The sequence below is a fragment of the Rahnella contaminans genome (assembly GCF_011065485.1).
In the GTDB taxonomy this organism is placed as follows: Bacteria; Pseudomonadota; Gammaproteobacteria; order Enterobacterales; family Enterobacteriaceae; genus Rahnella; species Rahnella contaminans.
The window spans coordinates 92,526-113,603 of record NZ_JAADJS010000006.1; the positions used below are offsets into that span (position 1 = coordinate 92,526).

The window sequence follows — 21,078 nt, forward strand, 5'->3', positions numbered from 1 at the left end:
GCCCCGCATTATTGTCTGACAAGCCTCGCCGTTGCAGGTTCAAACGGGAAGTTAGATCTCCACGGATTGATATCCAGACCGCCGCGTCGGGTATAGCGGGCGTAGACGGCCAGCTTTTCTGGCTGACAAAAACGCAAGATGTCATTAAAGATGCGTTCGACGCATTGTTCATGGAATTCATTGTGATGGCGGAATGAAACCAGGTAGCGCAGCAGCGCTTCGCGATCAATTTTCGGGCCGCGATACTGGATTTGCACGGAGCCCCAGTCTGGCTGATGGGTGATCAGGCAGTTAGATTTCAGCAGGTGGCTGACCAGCGATTCTTCGACAATTTCTTCACCGGCGGCTTCAGCAAGGTAGTCCGTGCTGAATTCATAGCTGTCGATTTCAATGTCCTGGTCGTCAATGCAGATACCTGCAAAGTGTCCGACCGGCGAGCCTTCGATGTCGTACAAACGGCTGACGGTGACGGTGACGTCGCCCTGAGCACAGGCGCCTAAATCCCGCGTTAAAGTTTCCTGTACCGCCTGCCAGTCCGGGAACACGGTCTGGTTGAAGCTGTTGAGGTAGAGCTTAAAGCTTTTGGACTCGATCAGATTCTGGCTGTCGGCTTTCAGGCTGATTTCACCGACGGCCACCTGTGGCAACCCTTTGGCGTTGAGCCACGACAGTTCGTACAGCGTCCAGATATCCGCGCCCTGGAACGGCAGGTTGTCAGGGAACAGGCCCAGCGGTTCGCGGTTCATGCTACGCGGAACCGCCTGTAATAAAGAAGCGTCGTAGTGATCGACGTAAGCCGTGCTTTTGCCCAGCGTCAGTTGCGCCAGTGCGGGGTTATCCTGATAAGAGGACATGCTGTCACCTTGCTTAGAGATAGGTACAATAGGGAATAGCCACCAGTTTAACCCAGCCTTACCGGAAGATGAGAGAATTATGGAGTCTGAAGTATCTGTAGCATTGCGTGAATTTACTCAGCGTTATGTCGATGTCTGGCAGCAGGAGACAGGTATGCCGCCGTCCAGCGAAGCGCTGTTCGGCGTCGATTCCCCTTGTGTGGTGAAAACCGATGATGACGTTGTTTACTGGCTGACTCAGGTTTTCAGCCCGGCGGCCACGCTGGAAAATGTGGAACGTGCCATGGAATTGCAGTTGCGACCGGAAGCACACGCGTTTTACACCACGCAGTTCGCTGGTGATATGACGGCCAGCTGGCAGGGCAATGCGATGACCCTGCTTCAGGTCTGGAGCCCTGAAGATTTTACCCGTTTGCAGGAGAATCTGATTGGCCATCTGGTGACACAAAAACGCCTGAAACTGACGCCGACGGTTTTTCTGGCCACCACGGATTCCGAGCTGGATATGGTTTCTTTGTGCAATGTGACCGGAAATGTGGTTCTGGAACAGTTCGGCAGCAAAAAAAGAACGATACTCTCGCCTTCGCTGCCAGAATTCCTTACAATGCTGACCGCTGTTTACCCCGCCTGATGTTGTTCTGAACCCCCCATTCCCGCAGAGCTCAAATGGCTCACAAGCGTGTGAGAGATCTCTCACAAAGACTGTAAGAGATCTCGCTAATTTGACTTAATTACTCTCCTTCTTTATTTAATAAACTCTTTTATTTCAAATGGATAATTTTTTCTCCACCTGTAAGACGGCTCACATTCCCTGGTTTTGGCTTACACACTGTCTTGCTCCCAAGGTCGAAATCGACGATTCTAGTCGTGCACCAAGGAAGCATGAAACAGAACATCAGGATGATGGCTGATTTATAAAGCAGGGGACGGCTCAGGAAGAGTCAGGACGGCATCGGATTATGCCAGGATGTTTCAGGACGAAACCAGGGACACCTCCAGGACGGAGAAGAGAGCTCACAAAGGAAGCTGAGCGGGTCACAGATGACCAAGGGATTATAGTCAGGATGACTTAGGATAGCCCGTCAGGATGAAAGTAGGACGATGCGAAGGACAGCCGGTTAGGATAACCGCAGGAAAAGTTTTCAAGGATTGAGCAGGGAGCACTAATGTAGCTGGATTGCTATAAAACGAACCGGGGGCACTGTGAAAACAGTGCCCCCAACTTTTTGTTTTTTCGCTACAAATTCACGCGCCTTAAACCCACTCGTTATAAGACGCTCCTGATTGAACAGGAGCATCTGTTTTTGTCAGCCAATCGCACCCAGCACATCATCCTGCCCTTGCTTTTTAGGCAGCAGGAAAAGCGTGGCGAAAATATCCAGCAGGTAAATGGCGGCCAACAGGCTAATGGCGGCGGTAAAGGAAACCTGCGAAACCAGCAGGCCGATCACCAGCGGGCCAAAACCGCCCACACCGCGCCCCAGATTGAACAGCAAATTCTGTGCCGTCGCCCTGACGCGTACCGGATACAAATCAGAAATCAGTCCGCCGTAGCCGCCAATCATCCCGTTCACGAACATGCCCATCACCGCGCCGGCAAACAGCATCAGCGTCGGGTCAGAAAGCTGCGCGTAACACACTACCATGATGACCGCGCCAATCTGATAAATCAGGAAGATTTTCCAGCGCGGGAAACGGTCCGACAATACGCCGAACAGCCAGATCCCAAACGTCATCCCCACCACCGTTACCGCAGTCCATAAACCGGATTTTGTCAGGGAGAAACCGAAGTTTTTCGACAGATAGCTGGGCATCCAGATCATCAGCCCGTAATAGCCAAAATTCTGCACGGAGCAGAGGATCAGAATGCCGAGGCTGGCTTTGGTGGTGGCTTTGTCACGAAACAATAATCTGATGCGGCTCAGCAGCGACCCCTTGTTATCAGTGGCCGTGTTTTTGACGAAGGCTTCTGGTTCGCCCATTGTGCGGCGGATCAGGAAAGAAGCCAGCGCCGGTAGCAGGCCTACAAGGAACATCCCGCGCCAGCCGATAATGCCGAGCAACATCGGTGTCAGGAAGGCGGCAAGTAACACGCCCAACTGCCAGCCCATCCCGACATACGCCGATGCGCGGTTACGTTTTTCAACCGGCCACGCCTCGGCAATTAACGCCATACCAATACCAAATTCGCCGCCCAGGCCCACGCCTGCCAGCGTGCGGTAAATGAGCAAATCCCAGTAACCTTGTGCAAAAGCGCACAGGCCGGTGAAGACGGAGAACATCAGAATGGTAAACGTCAGAACGCGGATTCGGCCAAAGCGGTCACTTATCGGGCCGAAAATGACGCCGCCGAGAACGGCACCAATCAGCGTCCAGGTGACCAGCGAGCCACTTTGTGATGATGTTAACCCGAATTCACTGGCGATGGCGGGCAGCATGAAACCAAGGATCAATAAATCGAAGCCGTCCATGGCGTAACCCGTGACGGAAGCCAGCATGGCTTTGGCTGGCGTAGCGTGTGTTTTTTGCGGATGTTGTGAGGACATGTTGACACATCTGTGAAGAAAAAAGTGGCGGTAGTTTGCCCGTATCGGGCTTTTACCGCCACCATGAAAAACTTATAGATTGATTGATAATTTGGATACGATGCAGAAGGTTGGGGCATCCGGCCTTCAATGTTATGCTTTGCGCCCCCGGCAGAAGCTGCCCGGGCCATGAACGAAGAGAGTAACCATGAATACAGAAAAACAGGTTCGCGAGATTTTAGAAGATATCGAACAGGCGATGCGCAACGATAAGCTATGGCATGCCACGCCGCCGGAACCAGAAGCTTTTGAAAGCAAAGAGCCGTTTTCGGTGGATACCATGTCCGCCGATCAGTGGTTGCAATGGGTTTTGATCCCACGCATGTACGCGTTGCTGGCTGCTGAAGCCCCGCTGCCTAGCCGTTTTGCCATCACCCCCTATTTTGAAGAAGCGATGCCTGAAGCAGCTCTGTTGCTGAACCAGCTGCAACGCCTCGACGACTTGCTCAATATAGAAGACTAACATGCTGGAAATTTTGTATCAGGACGAATATCTGGTCGCAGTGAATAAACCTGCGGGTATGCTGGTTCATCGCAGTTGGCTGGACCGACATGAAACAGTGTTTGTGATGCAAACATTACGCGATCAGATTGGTCAGCATGTTTTTACCGTTCATCGTCTGGATAAGCCGACGTCGGGCGTTTTGCTGCTGGCGCTGTCGAGCGATGTGGCGCGGCTATTGTCTCAGCAGTTTGAAAATCAGCAGATGAGCAAGGTGTACCACGCCGTGGTTCGCGGCTATGTCACTGAAGACGGAACGCTTGATTACGCGCTGACAGAAGAGCTGGATAAAATTGCCGATAAGTTTACGAATCCTGATAAAGCGCCGCAACCCGCAGTGACCCATTACCGTTCGCTCGCGCAGGTAGAAATGCCGGTCGCCGTCGGGCGTTACAATACAGCCCGATACAGTCTGGTGGAACTCATGCCGGAAACCGGTCGCAAGCATCAGCTTCGCCGTCATATGTCGCATTTACGTCATCCGATCATCGGCGACAGCGCACACGGCGATTTAAAGCAGAATCGCGGTATGACCGAGCATTTCGGCTGTTCCGGTTTGATGCTCCATGCCAGCCATATGCAGCTGCCACATCCGGTGACGGGTGAGTTGCTCAGCTTGCAGGCTCGCTGGGATCATCGCTGGCAAAATGTCGTGACGCAGTTCGGCTGGCAGGGAAAAGTCCCCGGGCTTGAAAGGGTTGAGTTTGACCCCGCTTACGGTCAGGATAGTGCACAAATTTAAGACGTTAAGATCATACAGGAGTGAAGCTCATGGCTGAAGTCGGAATTTTTGTCGGGACGGTTTACGGCAATGCGTTACTGGTAGCGGAAGAAGCGGAAACCGTGCTCAAAAGCCAGGGGCATGACGTCAAACTGTTTGAAGAAGGCACACTGGAAGCCTGGCAGTATTACCGCCATCATTTTGTGCTGGTGGTGACGTCGACGACCGGTCAGGGCGATTTGCCCGACAGCATCGCGCCGCTTTATGCCGCGATTCGAGATACCGTCGGTTATCAGCCAGAGCTTCGTTATGGCATGATTGCGCTGGGCGACAGCAGCTACGATCATTTCTGTGGCGGCGGTCATAAGCTGGATGATTTATTGCAAGAGCAGGGCGCTTCCCGGATTGGCGAAATGCTGGAAGTTGACGCGATGGAAACGGCTGAGCCGGAAACCGTGGCAATTCCGTGGGCCGAAAAATGGGGCCAGCTGCTGAAATAAGTTATTGCTGAAAATAAGTCAGTCAGGCGCAGCGCAAGGTAATAAAAAAGGTCAGGTTTAAAACCTGACCTTTTTGCTTTATGGCGGTTCGGATTGTGATTAATCAGCGGCCGTTAGTTAGTTTTTCCAGATCGGATTCAATCTCAGAAATTTTATTTGCCACAACGGATTCAAGGTGACGAAGGTCATCAAGAATTTTACGTTTCAGATCCACTTCGACCTGATCGCGCTGACAGATTTGATCCAGCTCATCAATGACATAACGCAGATTCGGGCTGATTTCATGAATTTCTTTATATCCCTGACCCGCATTATCGGCCACGATCGTTTTGCGCTGACGTGGGTATTTGAATTTCACGCTTTTAGCAAAAAATTCGCCTTTGTCTCTGCGGAAATAGATCTTCAGAATATCGTTATTGGCCTCCTGACGCAGGCTGTAACGATCAATATCGTCGGGATTATTAATGCCCAGGCTTTTCAGATTGTCATACATAGCGCCACCTTCGTTTAGGAGAATATCTGTTGATCATAATGAACCAAACAGCGGTCCGAATCGTTGACTGATGACACAATTCGCCATCTGCAAGATAAAAAAATAGCGGGTAATCTTTTTGAATTACCCGCTATTTAATTTTACTCGATGGTGCGCAGCAACTCATTCAGGCCTGTTTTACCCAGAGTTTTCGCATCCACTTTCTTCACGATAACGGCGCAGTACAGGCTGTATTTACCGTCTTTAGAAGGCAGGTTGCCGGAAACCACGACGGAACCTGCAGGTACGCGGCCGTAGAATACTTCGCCGGTTTCACGGTCGTAAATTTTGGTGCTCTGGCCGATGTAAACGCCCATGGAAATCACAGAGCCTTCTTCAACAATCACGCCTTCAACGATTTCTGAACGCGCGCCGATGAAGCAGTTGTCTTCGATGATGGTCGGGTTAGCCTGAAGTGGCTCCAGAACGCCACCGATGCCAACGCCGCCGGACAGGTGAACGTTTTTGCCGATCTGCGCGCAAGAACCGACAGTCGCCCAGGTATCAACCATGGTGCCTTCATCAACGTATGCGCCGATGTTGACGTAAGAAGGCATCAGTACCGTGTTACGGGCGATGAACGCGCCTTTACGGACTGCCGCCGGTGGCACTACGCGGAAACCTTCACGCTGGAAACGGGCTTCGTCGTAGTCTGCGAATTTCATCGGGACTTTGTCGAAGTAACGGCTTTCGCCACCTTCCATAACCTGGTTGTCGTTGATTCTGAAGGACAGCAGCACCGCTTTCTTCAGCCACTGATGCGTTACCCATTCGCCATCAATCTTCTCGGCAACGCGCAATTCGCCGCTGTCGATTTTGTTGATGACCTGGTTCACGGCGTCGCGCGTTACGCTGTCAACGTTTGCCGGGGTGATGTCCGCACGGCGTTCGAAGGCTTGTTCAATAACGGTTTGTAGTTGCTGCATCCTGTTCTCTTTCCTGAATTGGTTTTAAAAGATAATGGTACTTGTATCACATTTTATCGCCCGGGTTGAGTGCCTCGGTTAATCGGCGTGTGATTTCCTTGCGAGTTTGTTTATCCAGCGCGCGGCGCTCGCCATTGGCCAGAATAAATAAGTCTTCTACGCGCTCGCCGATGGTCGAAATCCTTGCGCCATGTAACGAAAGCCCCAGATCCGAGAAGACTTCGCCGACGCGTGCCAGCAGACCCGGCTGATCGAGCGCGACCAGTTCCATATACGTCCTGCGGTCGGTATGTGTCGGCAGGAAGCTGACTTCGGTCTGCACGCTGAAATGGCGCAGTTTCGGTGACGGGCGTCGCGCACGCGGCGGCTGATAAGCCTGCGTCATCGATTGTTCCAGCGCATAACGGATGGCTTCGTGCCGGTCCTGCGCCAGCGGGCTGCCGTCCGGTTCCAGCACGATAAAGGTGTCCATCGCCATGCCGTCGCGGTTAGTGAAAATCTGGGCGTCGTGGATGCTCAGGTTACGTCTGTCCAGCTCACCGGCTACCGTGGCGAACAGATACGGGCGGTCAGCGCTCCAGATGAATATCTCTGTGCCGCCACGCGTGGCCTGACGGCTGACTAACACCAGAGGTTTGGAAGAGTCATGCTCAAGCAAATGTCTGGCGTGCCACGCGAGCTGATTCGGTGAATGGCGAAGGAAGTAATCGGCGCGGCAGCGGCTCCAGATACGGTGCAGCGCTTCCTCATCGATATTATCCATACGCAGCAACGCCAGCGCCTGCAAGCGGTGATGACGCACGCGCTCGCGCAGATCCGGTGTATTTTGCATGCCGCGGCGCAGCTGTTTTTCGGTGGCGAAATACAGCTCGCGTATCAGGCTCTGTTTCCAGCTGTTCCACAGCGTTTCGTTGGTCGCGCAGATATCGGCAACCGTCAGGCTGACCAGATAACGCAGACGCACCTCGCTCTGCATCTCGGCGGCGAATTGCTGGATTTCATTGGGATCCTGAATATCGCGGCGCTGCGCGGTGACTGACATCAGCAGATGGCAGCGCACCAGCCACGAGACGAGTTGTGTTTCGCGCGAGTTCAGGCCGTGAAGTTCGGCAAACTCCAGTACGTCCTGCGCGCCGAGAATGGAATGGTCGCCGCCGCGTCCTTTGGCGATATCGTGGAAGAGGGCAGCGATCAGCAGCAATTCAGGCTGCGGCAGGCGCGGATACAATTCCACGCACAACGGATGTTTTGGCCGCGTTTCTTCATGGGCGAAGCTTTCTAATTTTTGCAGAACGCGAATGGTGTGTTCATCAACTGTATAGGCGTGGAAAAGGTCAAACTGCATCTGTCCGACGATTTGCCCCCACTGCGGCATATAAGCCCAGAGAACGCTGTGGCGATGCATTGGCACCAGCGCTCGCGAGACGGCGCCGGGGTGGCGCAGAATCGACATAAAGGTTTCACGCGCCTGCGGGATCATGCACAACGGTTCTTTCAGATGACGGCGTGCATGGCGTAGCAAACGTACCGTGGTGGAGTAAATGCCTTTGATTTCTCGATGGCGAACCATCAACTGAAACATGCTGATGATGGTTTCCGGGCGGTGCTCAAACAGTGATTCATCACGCAGATCGATGAGGTCACCGCGCAGCTGGAAATTCTCATCCAGCGGACGGGGTTTTTCATTCGGCCCGATGGCCAGAATCGCCTCATCAAACAGCTGCAATAACATCTGATTCAGTTCGCCAACCCGGCGGGTCATACGGTAGAAATCTTTCATCATGCGTTCGACGGGCTGGTTGCCTTCGCCCTGATATTGTAACAGTTGCGCCACGCTTTGCTGTCTGTCGAAGAGCAGGCGGTTATCGTAACGTGGCAGCACCAGATGCAGCGCAAAACGAATGCGCCACAGGAAGCTCTGGCATTCAAGCAGTTCGTTGCGTTCGGCTTTTGTCAGGAAGCCAAACGCGACCATTTCATCGAGCGATGTGGCCCCGAAGTGGCGGCGGGCGACCCACAATATGGTGTGGATATCACGCAGGCCGCCGGGGCTGCTTTTGATGTCGGGTTCCAGGCCGTAGCTGGTGCCGTGATAGCGCTGGTGACGCTCTTTTTGCTCGGTAATTTTGGCACGGAAGAAATTTGGCGAAGGCCAGAAACCGTCACTGAAAATGTGTTTTTGCATGTTGAGGAACAAGGCGACATCGCCGCAAATCAGGCGGGATTCGATCAGATTGGTCGCGACCGTTAAATCGGCCAGCCCTTCCAGCAGACATTCCTCCAGCGTACGCACGCTGTGACCGACTTCCAGCTTCAGATCCCACAACAGGGTAATCAGCTCGCCAATGCGCTGCGCCTGCTCATCGTTGAGGCGCTTCTGGCTGAGTACCAGCACGTCGATATCAGACAGCGGATGCAATTCGCCGCGGCCGTAACCACCGACGGCCACCATTGCGGTTTCCGGGATATTGTCAAAGCCGTAAAACGTCCACAGGCGTTGCAGCAACTGGTCAATATAATGCGTGCGTGCATCGACCAGTTCTTCGGCGCGCTGTCCCGCATTGAAAGCTTCTGCCAGCCAGACCTGAAACTGTTCCATGTGTTGCTTGAGGCTCTGACGGTTTAAGTCGTCATCCGGGTAGGCGGAAGGGGAAACAGGCTGTGGCGGGAAAGCGCGGGTGAGTTCCTGCGTCGTTTGCGGCAGCAGGCTCTTTTCAGCAGAGAAATTTTCAATCATAGATGCGCAGCCTATTCCTACACGTTAAGGATAAAAAAACCGGCTTTCGCCGGTTTGATTGACAGATTTAACCCCTCTGCGCCGAGCGGGGAACTGTTAGTCGTGCGTCAGGATAGCCGGGATGGTGTCATCCTTACGCAGCGTCATAATTTCACAACCGTTATCTGTCACCACAATAGTATGCTCGTACTGAGCCGACAAGCTGCGATCTTTAGTTTTTACTGTCCAGCCGTCTTTCATGGTGCGGATACGGTAATCACCGGCATTGACCATCGGTTCAACGGTGAAAGCCATACCGGCCTGTAACACAACGCCACCGTCATCCGCATCGTAATGCAGAACCTGAGGTTCTTCGTGGAAACCTTCGCCGATGCCGTGACCGCAATATTCGCGCACCACGGAGAATTTCTCCGCTTCCACGAATTTTTGGATCTCTTTACCCAGCGTGCGCAGGCGGATGCCCGGCTTGATCATGCGCAGAGCAATGTACAGGCTTTCCTGCGTGATACGGCAAAGACGTTCGCCAAGAATGGTCGGTTTGCCTGCGATGAACATCTTAGAGGTATCGCCGTGGAAACCGTCTTTAATCACGGTAACGTCGATATTGACGATGTCGCCATCTTTAAGGATTTTGTCTTCGCTCGGGATACCGTGGCAGACCACTTCGTTGATAGAGATGCAGACCGATTTCGGGAAGCCGTGGTAATCCAGGCAGGCAGAAATGGCGTGCTGTTTGTTGACGATGTGATCGGAACAAATTCGGTCGAGCTCGCCGGTGCTGACGCCCGGTTTAACGTAAGGCTCAATGATTTCCAGCACTTCCGCAGCCAGACGGCCAGCGACGCGCATTTTTTCGATATCTTCCGGGGTTTTGATTGAAATTGCCATGAGTAATCCTGCAGGTTCTGTACATCGGGTGTGCTTTATTTCTGCACCGATGTCGTCAATAATTAGCTGTGGCTTATGGTATCAGCCCTGATATTACCTGCCAAACTATCATTTTCCGGGAAGTCATCCGGTGAACAAAAGTTGCTGCCGGGTCGTTATTTATGGTATAAAGCGCGCCGGCAATCCGCTCTGAGTCTTAACGACGCTGAGGGATTAAAGCCAAAATCACTCATTGTGTACTTATTAACGTAAGTAATAACACACACGTATCGACACATTCGCCGGGGTGCTCTGGGAATTCGTTCTGCAGGGTCGGTGTTATGGGATACGTGGAGGCATAACCCCAACTACTTAATAGAGGTTTTATCATGGCAACTGTTTCCATGCGCGACATGCTCCAGGCTGGTGTTCACTTCGGTCACCAAACCCGTTACTGGAACCCGAAAATGAAGCCATTCATCTTCGGCGCACGTAACAAGGTTCACATCATCAACTTGGAAAAAACTGTTCCAATGTTCAACGAAGCTCTGGCTGAGTTGCAGAAGATTTCTGCCCGTAAAGGCAAAATCCTGTTCGTTGGTACTAAACGCGCAGCAAGCGAAGCGGTAAAAGAAGCTGCACACAACTGCGACCAGTTCTTCGTGAACCATCGCTGGTTGGGCGGCATGCTGACTAACTGGAAAACTGTTCGTCAGTCCATCAAACGTTTGAAAGATCTGGAAGTTCAGTCTCAGGACGGTACTTTCGAGAAGCTGACCAAGAAAGAGGCGCTGATGCGTACTCGCGAATTGGCTAAGCTGGAAAACAGCCTGGGTGGTATCAAGGATATGGGTGGTCTTCCTGATGCTCTGTTCGTTGTCGACGCTGATCACGAACACATTGCAATCAAAGAAGCTAACAACCTGGGTATCCCGGTATTCTCCATTGTTGATACCAACTCCGATCCGGATGGCGTTGACTTTGTTATCCCAGGTAACGATGACGCAATCCGTGCAGTAAATCTGTACCTGAGCGCTGTTGCTGCTACTGTCCGTGAAGGCCGTTCGCAAGATCTGGCTGTTCAGGCAGAAGAAAGCTTCGTAGAAGCTGAATAATAAGGCAAGCTCAGCAGAGCCCTTATTAACCAGGTATTGAAATATGTTGGTTAGGGGGCCTTTATTGGCCCCCTTTGCTTATCTTAAATGCGAGAAATATCTCACCGCAAAAAGCCTTTTTGCACTGAGATAATCGAGGAAAATACAATGGCTGATATTACCGCTGCCCTGGTAAAAGAACTGCGCGAACGTACTGGCGCTGGCATGATGGATTGTAAGAAAGCTCTGGTTGAAGCTAACGGCGACATCGAGCTGGCAATTGAAAATATGCGTAAATCTGGCGCGATCAAAGCGGCGAAAAAAGCAGGCAACGTAGCTGCTGACGGCGTGATCAAAACCAAAATCGAAGGCAACTACGGTGTGATTCTGGAAGTTAACTGCCAGACTGACTTCGTTGCTAAAGATGGTGGTTTCCAGGCTTTCGCTGACAAAGTGTTGGACGCTGCGGTTGCAGGCAAAATCACCGACGTTGAAGTGCTGAAAGCACAATTCGAAGAAGAGCGTGTTGCTCTGGTCGCAAAAATCGGTGAAAACATCAACATTCGTCGCGTTTCTTCCCTGGAAGGCGAAGTGTTGGGTAGCTACCTGCACGGCGCACGTATCGGTGTTTTGATCGCAGCTAAAGGCGCTGACGAAGATCTGGTTAAACAAATCGCTATGCACGTTGCTGCAAGCAAGCCTGAATTTGTTAAACCAGAAGACGTGTCTGCTGAAGTTGTTGAAAAAGAGTACCAGGTACAGCTGGACATCGCTATGCAGTCTGGCAAGCCTAAAGAAATCGCAGAGAAAATGGTTGAAGGCCGCATGAAGAAATTCACCGGCGAAGTTTCTCTGACTGGTCAGCCTTTCGTAATCGACCCAAGCAAAACTGTGGGCCAGGTTCTGAAAGAGCACAACGCTGACGTTGTTAACTTCATCCGCTTCGAAGTGGGCGAAGGTATCGTGAAAGTTGAGACTGACTTTGCTGCTGAAGTTGCAGCGATGACTAAACAGTCTTAATCAGTATCTGATACACCTAAAATGGAACCGCTGCGAAAGGGCGGTTCCGTTTTATCCAGCCCCAAATTCCCATTACATTGTGCGTGTGGCCATTCAGACAGCGCTATGATGTAAAGACCGACTATCCATTAAGACACATTGCTTCTAGGACAGACACCATGGCTACCAATGCGAAACCCGTTTATCAGCGTATCCTGCTCAAACTCAGTGGCGAAGCCCTGCAGGGCAGTGAAGGTTTTGGTATCGACGCGAGTGTATTAGATCGTATGGCTCAGGAAGTGAAAGAGCTGGTCGAACTCGGCATTCAGGTAGGCGTTGTGATCGGCGGCGGTAACTTGTTCCGCGGTGCGGGTCTGGCGCAGGCTGGCATGAATCGTGTTGTAGGCGACCATATGGGTATGCTGGCGACTGTCATGAATGGTCTGGCGATGCGTGACGCGTTACACCGTGCTTATGTTAACGCACGTTTGATGTCCGCAATCCCTTTGAACGGTGTTTGTGATAATTACAGCTGGGCTGAAGCGATCAGCCTGTTGCGTCATAACCGCGTGGTGATTTTCTCCGCCGGTACCGGCAATCCTTTCTTTACCACCGACTCAGCAGCGTGCCTGCGTGGTATCGAAATCGAAGCCGATGTGGTATTAAAAGCCACCAAAGTCGACGGTGTTTATTCCGCCGACCCGGTGAAAAATCCGGAAGCGACATTGTACGAAAAATTGACCTATCAGGAAGTGCTGGAACAGGAATTGAAAGTGATGGATCTGGCGGCGTTTACACTGGCCCGCGATCACAATCTGCCAATTCGTGTTTTCAACATGAACAAACCGGGCGCACTGCGCCGAGTGGTGATGGGTGAAAATGAAGGGACGCTGATTTCTAACGCGGAGTGATCCTTCACAATTGAACATACCGTTCAGCCAGCCTGTGCTGGCATAAGTATTCACGGACTATACTGATGTTATGGTCTGCCAGGTAACCAGCTTTCAAGGGTTCACAACGTGATTAACGAAATCAAAAAAGACGCTGAAATCCGTATGGATAAATGCGTTGAAGCATTCAAAACACATATCAGCAAAATCCGTACCGGTCGTGCTTCTCCAGGCATCCTGGATGGCATCATGGTCGATTACTATGGTTCATCTACACCACTGCGCCAGCTGGCTCAGGTAACGGTTGAAGATTCCCGTACTTTGGCTATTTCCGTATTTGACCGCTCTATCAGCGCGGCTGTGGAAAAAGCGATCATGACATCTGATTTGGGTCTGAACCCATCTTCTGCGGGAGCGACCATCCGCGTTCCATTGCCAGCACTGACTGAAGAGCGTCGTAAAGACCTGATCAAAGTTGTTCGTGGCGAAGCAGAGCAGGGCCGTGTTTCTGTGCGTAACGTCCGCCGCGACGCTAACGACAAAACCAAAGCACTGCTGAAAGATAAAGAAATCAGCGAAGATGAAGATCGCCGTTCTCAGGACGATATTCAGAAACTGACTGACATTTTCATCAAGAAAATCGACGTTGCGTTAGCTGAAAAAGAAACTGAGCTGATGGATTTCTAATCCGGCTTATGTCTCTCACAAAGCGCCGCAATTGCGGCGCTTTGTTTTTAAGTGGCCTCCAATTCTTTTATCTGTCTGCACAATCTCATGGACAAGCCCGATAAGAGGTTTCAGACTGTGCACTTTCCGAATTTACGAGCGTTATCCCGGGCATTTTCATGAAACAAATGACTATTCTTGGTTCGACAGGATCTGTCGGCACCAGCACGCTTTCCGTTGTCCGGTCTAACCCTGACGCGTTCTCTGTTAAGGCTCTGGTTGCGGGCCGCAATGTCGACGTTATGGCCCAGCAATGTCTGGAGTTTCGTCCGGCCTATGCGTCGATGGCTGATGAGTCTTCTACGCGCAAATTGCGGGCAATCTTGTCGGAACAGGGAATCAACACTGAAGTCCTGTCTGGCCCGGATGCGGCAATCGAACTGGCGGCGCTGGATGATGTCGATCAGGTGATGTCTGCCATTGTCGGCGCTGCGGGGCTGTTACCGACGTTGTCTGCCGTTCGTGCGGGCAAACAAGTTCTTCTGGCAAATAAAGAATCCCTGGTGACCTGCGGCCGCATTTTCATGGATGCCGTGCGTCAGAGTCAGTCTCAGCTTTTGCCTATCGACAGCGAACACAATGCGATTTTCCAGAGTTTGCCTGAATCCGTTCAGAGACAACTGGGCTATGCTTCACTCGAGGAACACGGGATTTCGCGCATTGTGCTGACCGGTTCCGGCGGACCATTCCGCGAATTACCTTTAGATCAATTCAGCCGCGTGACACCGGAACAGGCATGCGCTCATCCGAACTGGTCAATGGGACGCAAGATTTCTGTCGACTCTGCCACGATGATGAACAAAGGGCTGGAGTATATTGAAGCGCGCTGGCTGTTTAATGCGTCAGCCGCCGAAATGGAAGTAATTATCCATCCGCAGTCGGTTATCCATTCTATGGTTCGCTACCGTGACGGCAGCGTACTGGCTCAGTTGGGTTCACCGGATATGCGAACGCCCATTGCGCATGCCATGGCGTATCCCCGCCGTGTGGCGACTGACGTTGAAGCACTGGATTTTTGTAAGATGGGCGCACTGACGTTTAGCGATCCGGATTACGCGCGTTATCCTTGCCTTCAGCTTGCTATCGAAGCAAGCAATACCGGACAGGCGGCCACTACCACGCTGAATGCAGCAAATGAAATCTCAGTGGCGGCTTTCCTGAATGGCGAGATTCGTTTTACTGACATTGCTTCACTTAATCGTCAGGTTATGGAGCAGTTAGTGAGCGCCGAACCGACGTCTGTTGAGGAAGTGTTGGAGATTGACGCTCGCGCACGTGCATCGGCAAAGGATAAACTTCCTCAGTTTGCGCGATAAGACCGGTTTAGTGCTTATGCAGCAGTTTGTTAGCGCCACATTGAAATGGTATAGTCTGCGCCACACTGACAGTAGATTTGGCTTTTCTGAGCCTGAATGTTAAAGGTGAATCGGTGATCTGTCAGTGTAAGCCGTGCCTGTAAGGGAGACACGGCTTTTTTGCGCGTGTTGCCGCACCCTCGGTAAAAGGTGCAGCGTCAGCTAAACGTTGTAGCGTGAGCCATATCAGGCTTATGTCAGCTGGAAAGCCGTTGTGTTCTGATAAAAGGAAATGAGTACGCGTTATGTCCCTCGAAAATCAACAGATGTCTGATATGTGTTGCTCTCAACCTCGCCATGTTGCCATTATCATGGACGGCAACGGACGCTGGGCAAAACGTCAGGGTAAAATGAGGGTATTCGGTCATAAAGCGGGAGTGAAGTCAGTGCGTAAAGCGGTAAGCTTTGCTGCCAGTCATCACCTTGATGCGCTCACGCTTTATGCCTTTAGCAGTGAAAACTGGAATCGTCCGGCTCAGGAAGTTTCCGCCTTGATGGAGCTGTTCGTTCGTGCGTTAGACAGCGAAGTTAAAAGCCTGCATAAACACAATGTCAGGTTGCGGATCATTGGCGATGTCAGTCGTTTTAGTGCTCGTCTGCAGGAACGCATTCGTCGTTCAGAAACACTTACTCAAAATAACGACGGTCTGACCCTGAACATCGCTGCAAATTACGGTGGCCGGTGGGATATTATTCAGGGCGTGAAGACGCTGGCCGGGCAGGTTGAAGCCGGTACATTGCGGGCAGAGCAGATTACAGAAGAATTGCTGAATTCAGCGGTCTGTATGAGCGAACTGGCACCCGTCGATTTGGTGATCAGAACCGGTGGGGAACATCGGATCAGTAACTTTTTGCTGTGGCAGATTGCCTATGCGGAGCTCTACTTTACCGATGTCCTCTGGCCTGATTTTGATGAAAACACCTTTGAAGGTGCGTTGACCGCGTTTGCACAGCGAGAGCGCCGCTTCGGGGGGACTACACCTATCGGCGCCGATGCGTCCTAGGGAGAACATTTGCTGAAGTATCGCATTATCACAGCTTTGATTTTAATACCGATTGTTATTGCAGCACTCTTTTTGCTGCCGCCGGTGGGGTTCGCCATTGTCACCTTAGTGGTGTGCATGCTGGGCGCGTGGGAGTGGGGTCAGCTCGCCGGGCTTGCAACCCGTAGTCAGCGTATCTGGCTGGCGATACTGTGTGGTTTTCTGTTAGCCGCCATGATGTTGAGCATTCCTGCTTATCATCAGAGTGTTTACTTACCACAGGTTAGCGGCTCGCTGTGGGCAGCGCTGGCGTGGTGGTGTCTGGCGTTAGTTCTGGTTGTTGCGTATCCGGCTTCCGCTGCATTCTGGCGTCATTCGCGCGTGTTGCGTTTGCTGTTTGGCGTACTGACGATTGTGCCGTTCTTCTGGGGCATGGTTGCGTTGCGTCAGTACGGTTATGCTGAGAATCCTCACACAGGCGCGTGGTGGCTGTTATATGTCATGCTGCTGGTCTGGGGTGCTGATTCCGGTGCTTACCTGTTTGGTAAGTTGTTCGGTAAGCATAAACTGGCACCAAAAGTTTCTCCGGGGAAAACCTGGGAAGGGTTTATCGGTGGGCTGGTGACATCTGCCCTGATAGCCTGGTTGTTTGGCCGGTATGCACCTTTGAGCGTGCAGCCGGCAACGTTATTGATTTGTTCTGTGGTTGCTGCGCTGGCTTCTGTGCTGGGCGACCTGACGGAAAGTATGTTCAAGCGTGAAGCCGGAATCAAAGACAGTGGTCATATGATCCCGGGTCATGGCGGAATATTGGATCGCATTGACAGCCTGACTGCTGCGGTTCCTGTATTCGCCTGTCTGATGCTGTTAGTGTATTAACCGTCGCAGACGGTGAAGTTTTCTAAGGAATAGTTGGACATATGATGAACATACTCTGGAGCCTGGCCGCCTTTATCGTTGCATTGGGGGTGCTTATCACCGTGCACGAGTTCGGCCATTTCTGGGTTGCTCGTCGTTGTGGTGTGCGTGTTGAACGCTTCTCTGTTGGTTTCGGTCGTGCATTGTGGCGTCGCACCGATCGCCAGGGAACGGAGTATGTGCTGGCCATTATTCCTCTCGGGGGCTACGTCAAAATGCTCGACGAACGCGTCGAGGCTGTAGCCCCTGAATTTCGTCATCAATCCTTTAATAACAAAAAAATCTGGCAGCGTGCTGCTATCATCAGCGCCGGGCCAATTGCCAATTTTATCTTTGCTGTTTTTGCATACTGGCTGATCTTCGTGATTGGTGTGCCGACCGTGCGTCCGGTTGTTGCAAATGTCACTGCAAATTCAATCGCTGCGCAATCCAATATTTCTCCGGGAATGGAACTAAAGTCTGTTGCCGGTATCGAAACGCCTGATTGGGATTCAGTTCGTATGGCGTTGATTGGCGAGATTGGTGATGATCAAACGACAGTGGGAGTTGCGCCTTTTGGCTCCAATAATGTTGTTGAGAAAACACTGAATTTACGTCAGTGGCAGTTTGATCCTGAAAAGCAGGATCCGGTGGTCTCTCTGGGTATGATTCCACGAGGTCCGCAGATAGAATCTGTCTTGCAGGAAGTGCAGCCAGATTCAGCCGCGCAAAAGGCGGGTTTGCAAGCCGGAGACAGGATCGTTAAAGTCGATGGTCAGATTCTGGAAAGTTGGCAGTCGTTTGTCATTCAGGTGCGTGACAATCCGGGCAAGCCAATCAGTCTGGAAGTTGAGCGGGGTGGTTCTCCCGTCGCTTTAACACTGACGCCGGATACGAAGTCTGCAGGTAAAGGCAAAATACAGGGTTTTGCTGGTGTGGTCCCGAAAGTGGTGCCGCTGCCTGATGAATATAAAACAATCCGTCAGTATGGTCCGTTTGTGGCGTTTTATGAGGCCGGGGATAAAACCTGGCAACTGATGAAACTCACCGTGAGCATGCTGGGTAAGTTAATTACCGGGGATGTGAAGCTGAACAATCTGAGTGGCCCAATCTCCATCGCACAGGGCGCAGGAATGTCAGCGGAGTATGGTTTGGTGTCTTACCTCACGTTTTTGGCACTCATCAGTGTCAATCTGGGGATCATCAACCTCTTCCCGTTACCGGTATTAGATGGTGGCCACCTGCTGTTTCTTGCAATAGAAAAGCTCAAAGGTGGGCCAGTTTCCGAGCGAGTTCAGGACTTCAGTTACCGCATTGGTTCAGTTTTGCTGGTGTTGTTGATGGGGCTTGCACTTTTCAATGATTTCTCCCGTCTTTAAGACCGGAGATTAGGTTAGGAAGAACGCATAACAACGATGGCGATCAAAAAGTTGCTCATAGCGTCGCTGCTGTTTGGCAGCGCCACCGTATACGGTGCAGACGGTTTCGTAGTGAAAGATATTCATTTCGAAGGCCTGCAGCGAGTTGCCGTCGGTGCGGCGTTACTCAATATGCCGGTTCGTGTCGGTGATACCGTTACTGACGATGACATCAGTAATACCATTCGCGCATTGTTTGCCACTGGCAACTTTGAGGACGTTCGTGTCCTTCGCGATGGTGATTCTCTGATTGTCCAGGTCAAGGAACGTCCAACGATTGCCAGCATCACTTTCTCCGGTAATAAATCGGTGAAAGATGACATGCTGAAACAAAACCTGGAAGCCTCTGGCGTCCGCGTTGGCGAAGCGCTTGACCGTACAACCATCGGCAGTATTGAAAAAGGCCTGGAAGATTTCTATTACAGCGTCGGTAAATACAGTGCGTCGGTAAAAGCGGTTGTGACCCCTTTACCGCGTAATCGTGTTGACCTGAAACTGGTGTTTACCGAAGGTGTTTCTGCCAAAATTCAGCAGATCAACATCGTGGGTAACCATGCCTTCTCGACTGATGAACTGATTTCCCGCTTCCAGTTGCGCGATGAAGTGCCTTGGTGGAACGTGGTCGGTGACCGTAAATACCAGAAACAAAAGCTGGCGGGTGACCTTGAAACCCTGCGCAGTTTCTATCTGGATCGCGGTTATGCCCGTTTCAACATTGATTCGACTCAGGTCAGCCTGACGCCGGACAAAAAAGGCATCTACATCACGCTGAACATCACAGAAGGTGAGCAGTACAAACTTTCTGGTGTTGAAGTTACCGGCAGCATGGCGGGTCACTCAGCTGAAGTTCAGAGCCTGACTAAAATTGATAAAGGCGAGCTTTACAACGGCGCTAAAGTCACCAAGATGGAAAACGACATCAAGCAGATGTTGGGCCGTTATGGCTATGCCTATCCGCGTGTGACTACTCAGCCTGAAATTAACGATGCAGACAAGACAGTAAAACTGCATATCAACGTAGATGCGGGTAACCGTTTCTATGTGCGTCATATCCGTTTTGAAGGCAATGACACCAGTAAAGACAGCGTTCTGCGCCGTGAAATGCGTCAGATGGAAGGTGCCTGGTTAGGTAATGATCTGGTCGATAAAGGTAAAGAGCGTCTGAACCGTCTGGGTTACTTCGAAACTGTTGATGTGGATACACAACGCGTTCCGGGTTCACCGGACCAGGTTGATGTGGTCTACAAAGTGAAAGAACGTAACACCGGTAGTTTCAACTTTGGTGTCGGTTACGGTACTGAAAGTGGTGTCAGCTTCCAGGTTGGTGTCCAGCAGGACAACTGGCTGGGTACGGGTAACTCCGTAGGCATCAGCGGTACGAAAAATGATTACCAGACGTACGCAGAATTCACGATCACAGACCCGTACTTCACCGTTGACGGTGTGAGTCTGGGCGGTCGTATTTTCTATAACGACTTTAAAGCGGATAATGCGGACCTGTCTGACTATACCAACAGAAGTTACGGTATTGGCGGCAACCTTGGTTTCCCTGTCAATGAGAACAACTCATTGCGTCTGGGGCTGGATTACGTACACAACGATCTGTCCAATATGGAACCTCAGATCGCGATGTTCCGTTATCTGAACTCTGTGGGCCTGAAACCTGCGGTAACGACCAGCGATAACTCAGATGCTGATTTCAGTGCTGATGACTTCTTCGTGAATCTGGGCTGGGGTTATAACAACCTTGACCGTGGTTACTTCCCGACGTCAGGGACCAAAGCCAGCCTGAACGGTAAAGTGACCGTGCCGGGTTCAGATAACGAATATTATAAAATCACTTTCGATTCAACCAGCTATATGCCGCTGAATCAGGATCGTGATTGGGTACTGATGGGGCGTGCGCGCGCAGGTTATGCGGATGGTCTGGGCGGCAAAGAAGTGCCGTTCTATGACAACTTCTATGCCGGCGGTTCAAGCAGTGTTCGTGGTTTCCAGTCGAACACCATCGGTCCGAAAGCAGCTTATTACAAATGTACTACGGCTAATACCTCGTACAGCACCTGCCCGATTGATAATTCGAGCGATGCAGTGGGCGGTAACGCAATGGCCATCCTGAGTGCGGAACTGATTGTTCCAACTCCGTTTGTTAGCGAGAAATACGCTAACTCATTGCGTACGTCTCTGTTCGTGGATAGCGGTACAGTCTGGGATACAGGTTGGGAAAACACGCCGCAAACTATCGCAGCGGGTGTGCCTGATTACAGTAAGCCTGGCAACATTCGTGTGTCTTCTGGTCTGGCGTTGCAGTGGCAGTCTCCTTTGGGGCCGCTGGTGTTCTCTTACGCACAGCCAGTTAAGAAATACGAAGGCGACAAAGCGGAACAGTTCCAGTTTAACATTGGTAAAACCTGGTAACGTTTTGTCTGCAAAGCGTTTATTCAGCAGAATCGCAATGGCCTGATGCTGGATTTGATACACGGGTTTCGGCC

19 protein-coding genes are annotated in these 21,078 nt (G+C 51.6%); 13 read left to right on the forward strand and 6 right to left on the reverse strand.

Features of this window, described 5'->3' with window-relative positions; translation table 11 throughout:
• Positions 1–8: 8 nt before the first annotated feature.
• Positions 9–854, reverse strand: coding sequence for an NADPH-dependent 7-cyano-7-deazaguanine reductase QueF (queF, locus tag GW579_RS21565; RefSeq protein WP_165061763.1), 846 nt, complete (start codon positions 852–854; stop codon positions 9–11).
• Positions 855–933: 79 nt separating this feature from the next.
• Between queF and syd the strand changes: the two genes are divergently transcribed.
• Positions 934–1,485, forward strand: coding sequence for a SecY-interacting protein (syd, locus tag GW579_RS21570; RefSeq protein WP_152326515.1), 552 nt, complete (start codon positions 934–936; stop codon positions 1,483–1,485).
• A 676-nt stretch (positions 1,486–2,161) separates the two neighbouring features.
• Here syd and GW579_RS21575 read toward each other — a convergent pair.
• The gene (locus GW579_RS21575) at positions 2,162–3,400 is read right to left on the reverse strand and encodes an MFS transporter (protein WP_152326516.1); all 1,239 of its coding nucleotides are present in this window, start codon (positions 3,398–3,400) and stop codon (positions 2,162–2,164) included.
• A gap of 187 nt (positions 3,401–3,587) precedes the next feature.
• Between GW579_RS21575 and GW579_RS21580 the strand changes: the two genes are divergently transcribed.
• Genes GW579_RS21580 through GW579_RS21590 form a run of 3 tightly spaced genes read left to right on the forward strand, consistent with a single transcriptional unit; the run spans position 3,588 to position 5,162 of the window.
• Positions 3,588–3,902, forward strand: coding sequence for a YqcC family protein (locus GW579_RS21580; protein WP_165061765.1), 315 nt, complete (start codon positions 3,588–3,590; stop codon positions 3,900–3,902).
• Position 3,903: 1 nt separating this feature from the next.
• Positions 3,904–4,683, forward strand: coding sequence for a tRNA pseudouridine(65) synthase TruC (gene truC, locus GW579_RS21585; RefSeq protein WP_165061766.1), 780 nt, complete (start codon positions 3,904–3,906; stop codon positions 4,681–4,683).
• Between the two features lie 29 nt (positions 4,684–4,712).
• Positions 4,713–5,162: a flavodoxin gene (locus GW579_RS21590; RefSeq protein WP_104924619.1), complete on the forward strand. Its 450-nt coding sequence runs from the start codon at positions 4,713–4,715 to the stop codon at positions 5,160–5,162.
• 103 nt (positions 5,163–5,265) lie between these two features.
• Here the strand turns inward: GW579_RS21590 and GW579_RS21595 are convergent, their stop codons facing one another.
• From GW579_RS21595 to map, 4 genes are all read right to left on the reverse strand, one after another.
• A complete protein-coding gene (locus GW579_RS21595; RefSeq protein WP_013574189.1) occupies positions 5,266–5,655 on the reverse strand; it encodes a DUF3461 family protein in 390 nt (129 codons plus the stop codon).
• A gap of 140 nt (positions 5,656–5,795) precedes the next feature.
• The gene (dapD, locus tag GW579_RS21600) at positions 5,796–6,620 is read right to left on the reverse strand and encodes a 2,3,4,5-tetrahydropyridine-2,6-dicarboxylate N-succinyltransferase (protein WP_152326519.1); all 825 of its coding nucleotides are present in this window, start codon (positions 6,618–6,620) and stop codon (positions 5,796–5,798) included.
• Positions 6,621–6,666: 46 nt separating this feature from the next.
• Entirely contained in the window at positions 6,667–9,357 is a 2,691-nt protein-coding gene (gene glnD / locus GW579_RS21605; RefSeq protein ID WP_152326520.1) for a bifunctional uridylyltransferase/uridylyl-removing protein GlnD, read from the reverse strand.
• 96 nt (positions 9,358–9,453) lie between these two features.
• Positions 9,454–10,245, reverse strand: a complete 792-nt coding sequence (gene map, locus GW579_RS21610) for a type I methionyl aminopeptidase (protein WP_152326521.1) — start codon at positions 10,243–10,245, stop codon at positions 9,454–9,456.
• A 368-nt stretch (positions 10,246–10,613) separates the two neighbouring features.
• On the opposite strand from map, the gene rpsB reads away from it, so the two are divergent.
• From rpsB to bamA, 9 genes are all read left to right on the forward strand, one after another.
• Positions 10,614–11,339, forward strand: coding sequence for a 30S ribosomal protein S2 (gene rpsB / locus GW579_RS21615; RefSeq protein ID WP_152326522.1), 726 nt, complete (start codon positions 10,614–10,616; stop codon positions 11,337–11,339).
• A 147-nt stretch (positions 11,340–11,486) separates the two neighbouring features.
• Entirely contained in the window at positions 11,487–12,338 is an 852-nt protein-coding gene (gene tsf, locus GW579_RS21620) for a translation elongation factor Ts (protein ID WP_152326523.1), read from the forward strand.
• A 158-nt stretch (positions 12,339–12,496) separates the two neighbouring features.
• Positions 12,497–13,228 carry a UMP kinase gene (gene pyrH, locus GW579_RS21625; RefSeq protein ID WP_101079218.1) on the forward strand — a complete coding sequence of 244 codons (732 nt, stop codon included), beginning with the start codon at positions 12,497–12,499 and terminating at the stop codon, positions 13,226–13,228.
• 108 nt (positions 13,229–13,336) lie between these two features.
• Complete coding sequence (gene frr, locus GW579_RS21630) at positions 13,337–13,894, forward strand: ribosome recycling factor (protein WP_152326524.1); 558 nt, start codon at positions 13,337–13,339, stop codon at positions 13,892–13,894.
• 158 nt (positions 13,895–14,052) lie between these two features.
• Positions 14,053–15,249 (forward strand): 1-deoxy-D-xylulose-5-phosphate reductoisomerase, encoded by a 1,197-nt coding sequence (ispC, locus tag GW579_RS21635; RefSeq protein WP_152326525.1) that lies wholly within the window; start codon positions 14,053–14,055, stop codon positions 15,247–15,249.
• A gap of 284 nt (positions 15,250–15,533) precedes the next feature.
• Positions 15,534–16,292 carry a (2E,6E)-farnesyl-diphosphate-specific ditrans,polycis-undecaprenyl-diphosphate synthase gene (gene ispU / locus GW579_RS21640; protein WP_095923213.1) on the forward strand — a complete coding sequence of 253 codons (759 nt, stop codon included), beginning with the start codon at positions 15,534–15,536 and terminating at the stop codon, positions 16,290–16,292.
• A gap of 9 nt (positions 16,293–16,301) precedes the next feature.
• Entirely contained in the window at positions 16,302–17,150 is an 849-nt protein-coding gene (gene cdsA, locus GW579_RS21645) for a phosphatidate cytidylyltransferase (RefSeq protein ID WP_165061768.1), read from the forward strand.
• A 41-nt stretch (positions 17,151–17,191) separates the two neighbouring features.
• Positions 17,192–18,547, forward strand: a complete 1,356-nt coding sequence (rseP, locus tag GW579_RS21650; protein ID WP_152326527.1) for a sigma E protease regulator RseP — start codon at positions 17,192–17,194, stop codon at positions 18,545–18,547.
• 36 nt (positions 18,548–18,583) lie between these two features.
• Positions 18,584–21,004, forward strand: coding sequence for an outer membrane protein assembly factor BamA (bamA, locus tag GW579_RS21655; protein ID WP_165061770.1), 2,421 nt, complete (start codon positions 18,584–18,586; stop codon positions 21,002–21,004).
• Positions 21,005–21,078 lie beyond the last annotated feature (74 nt).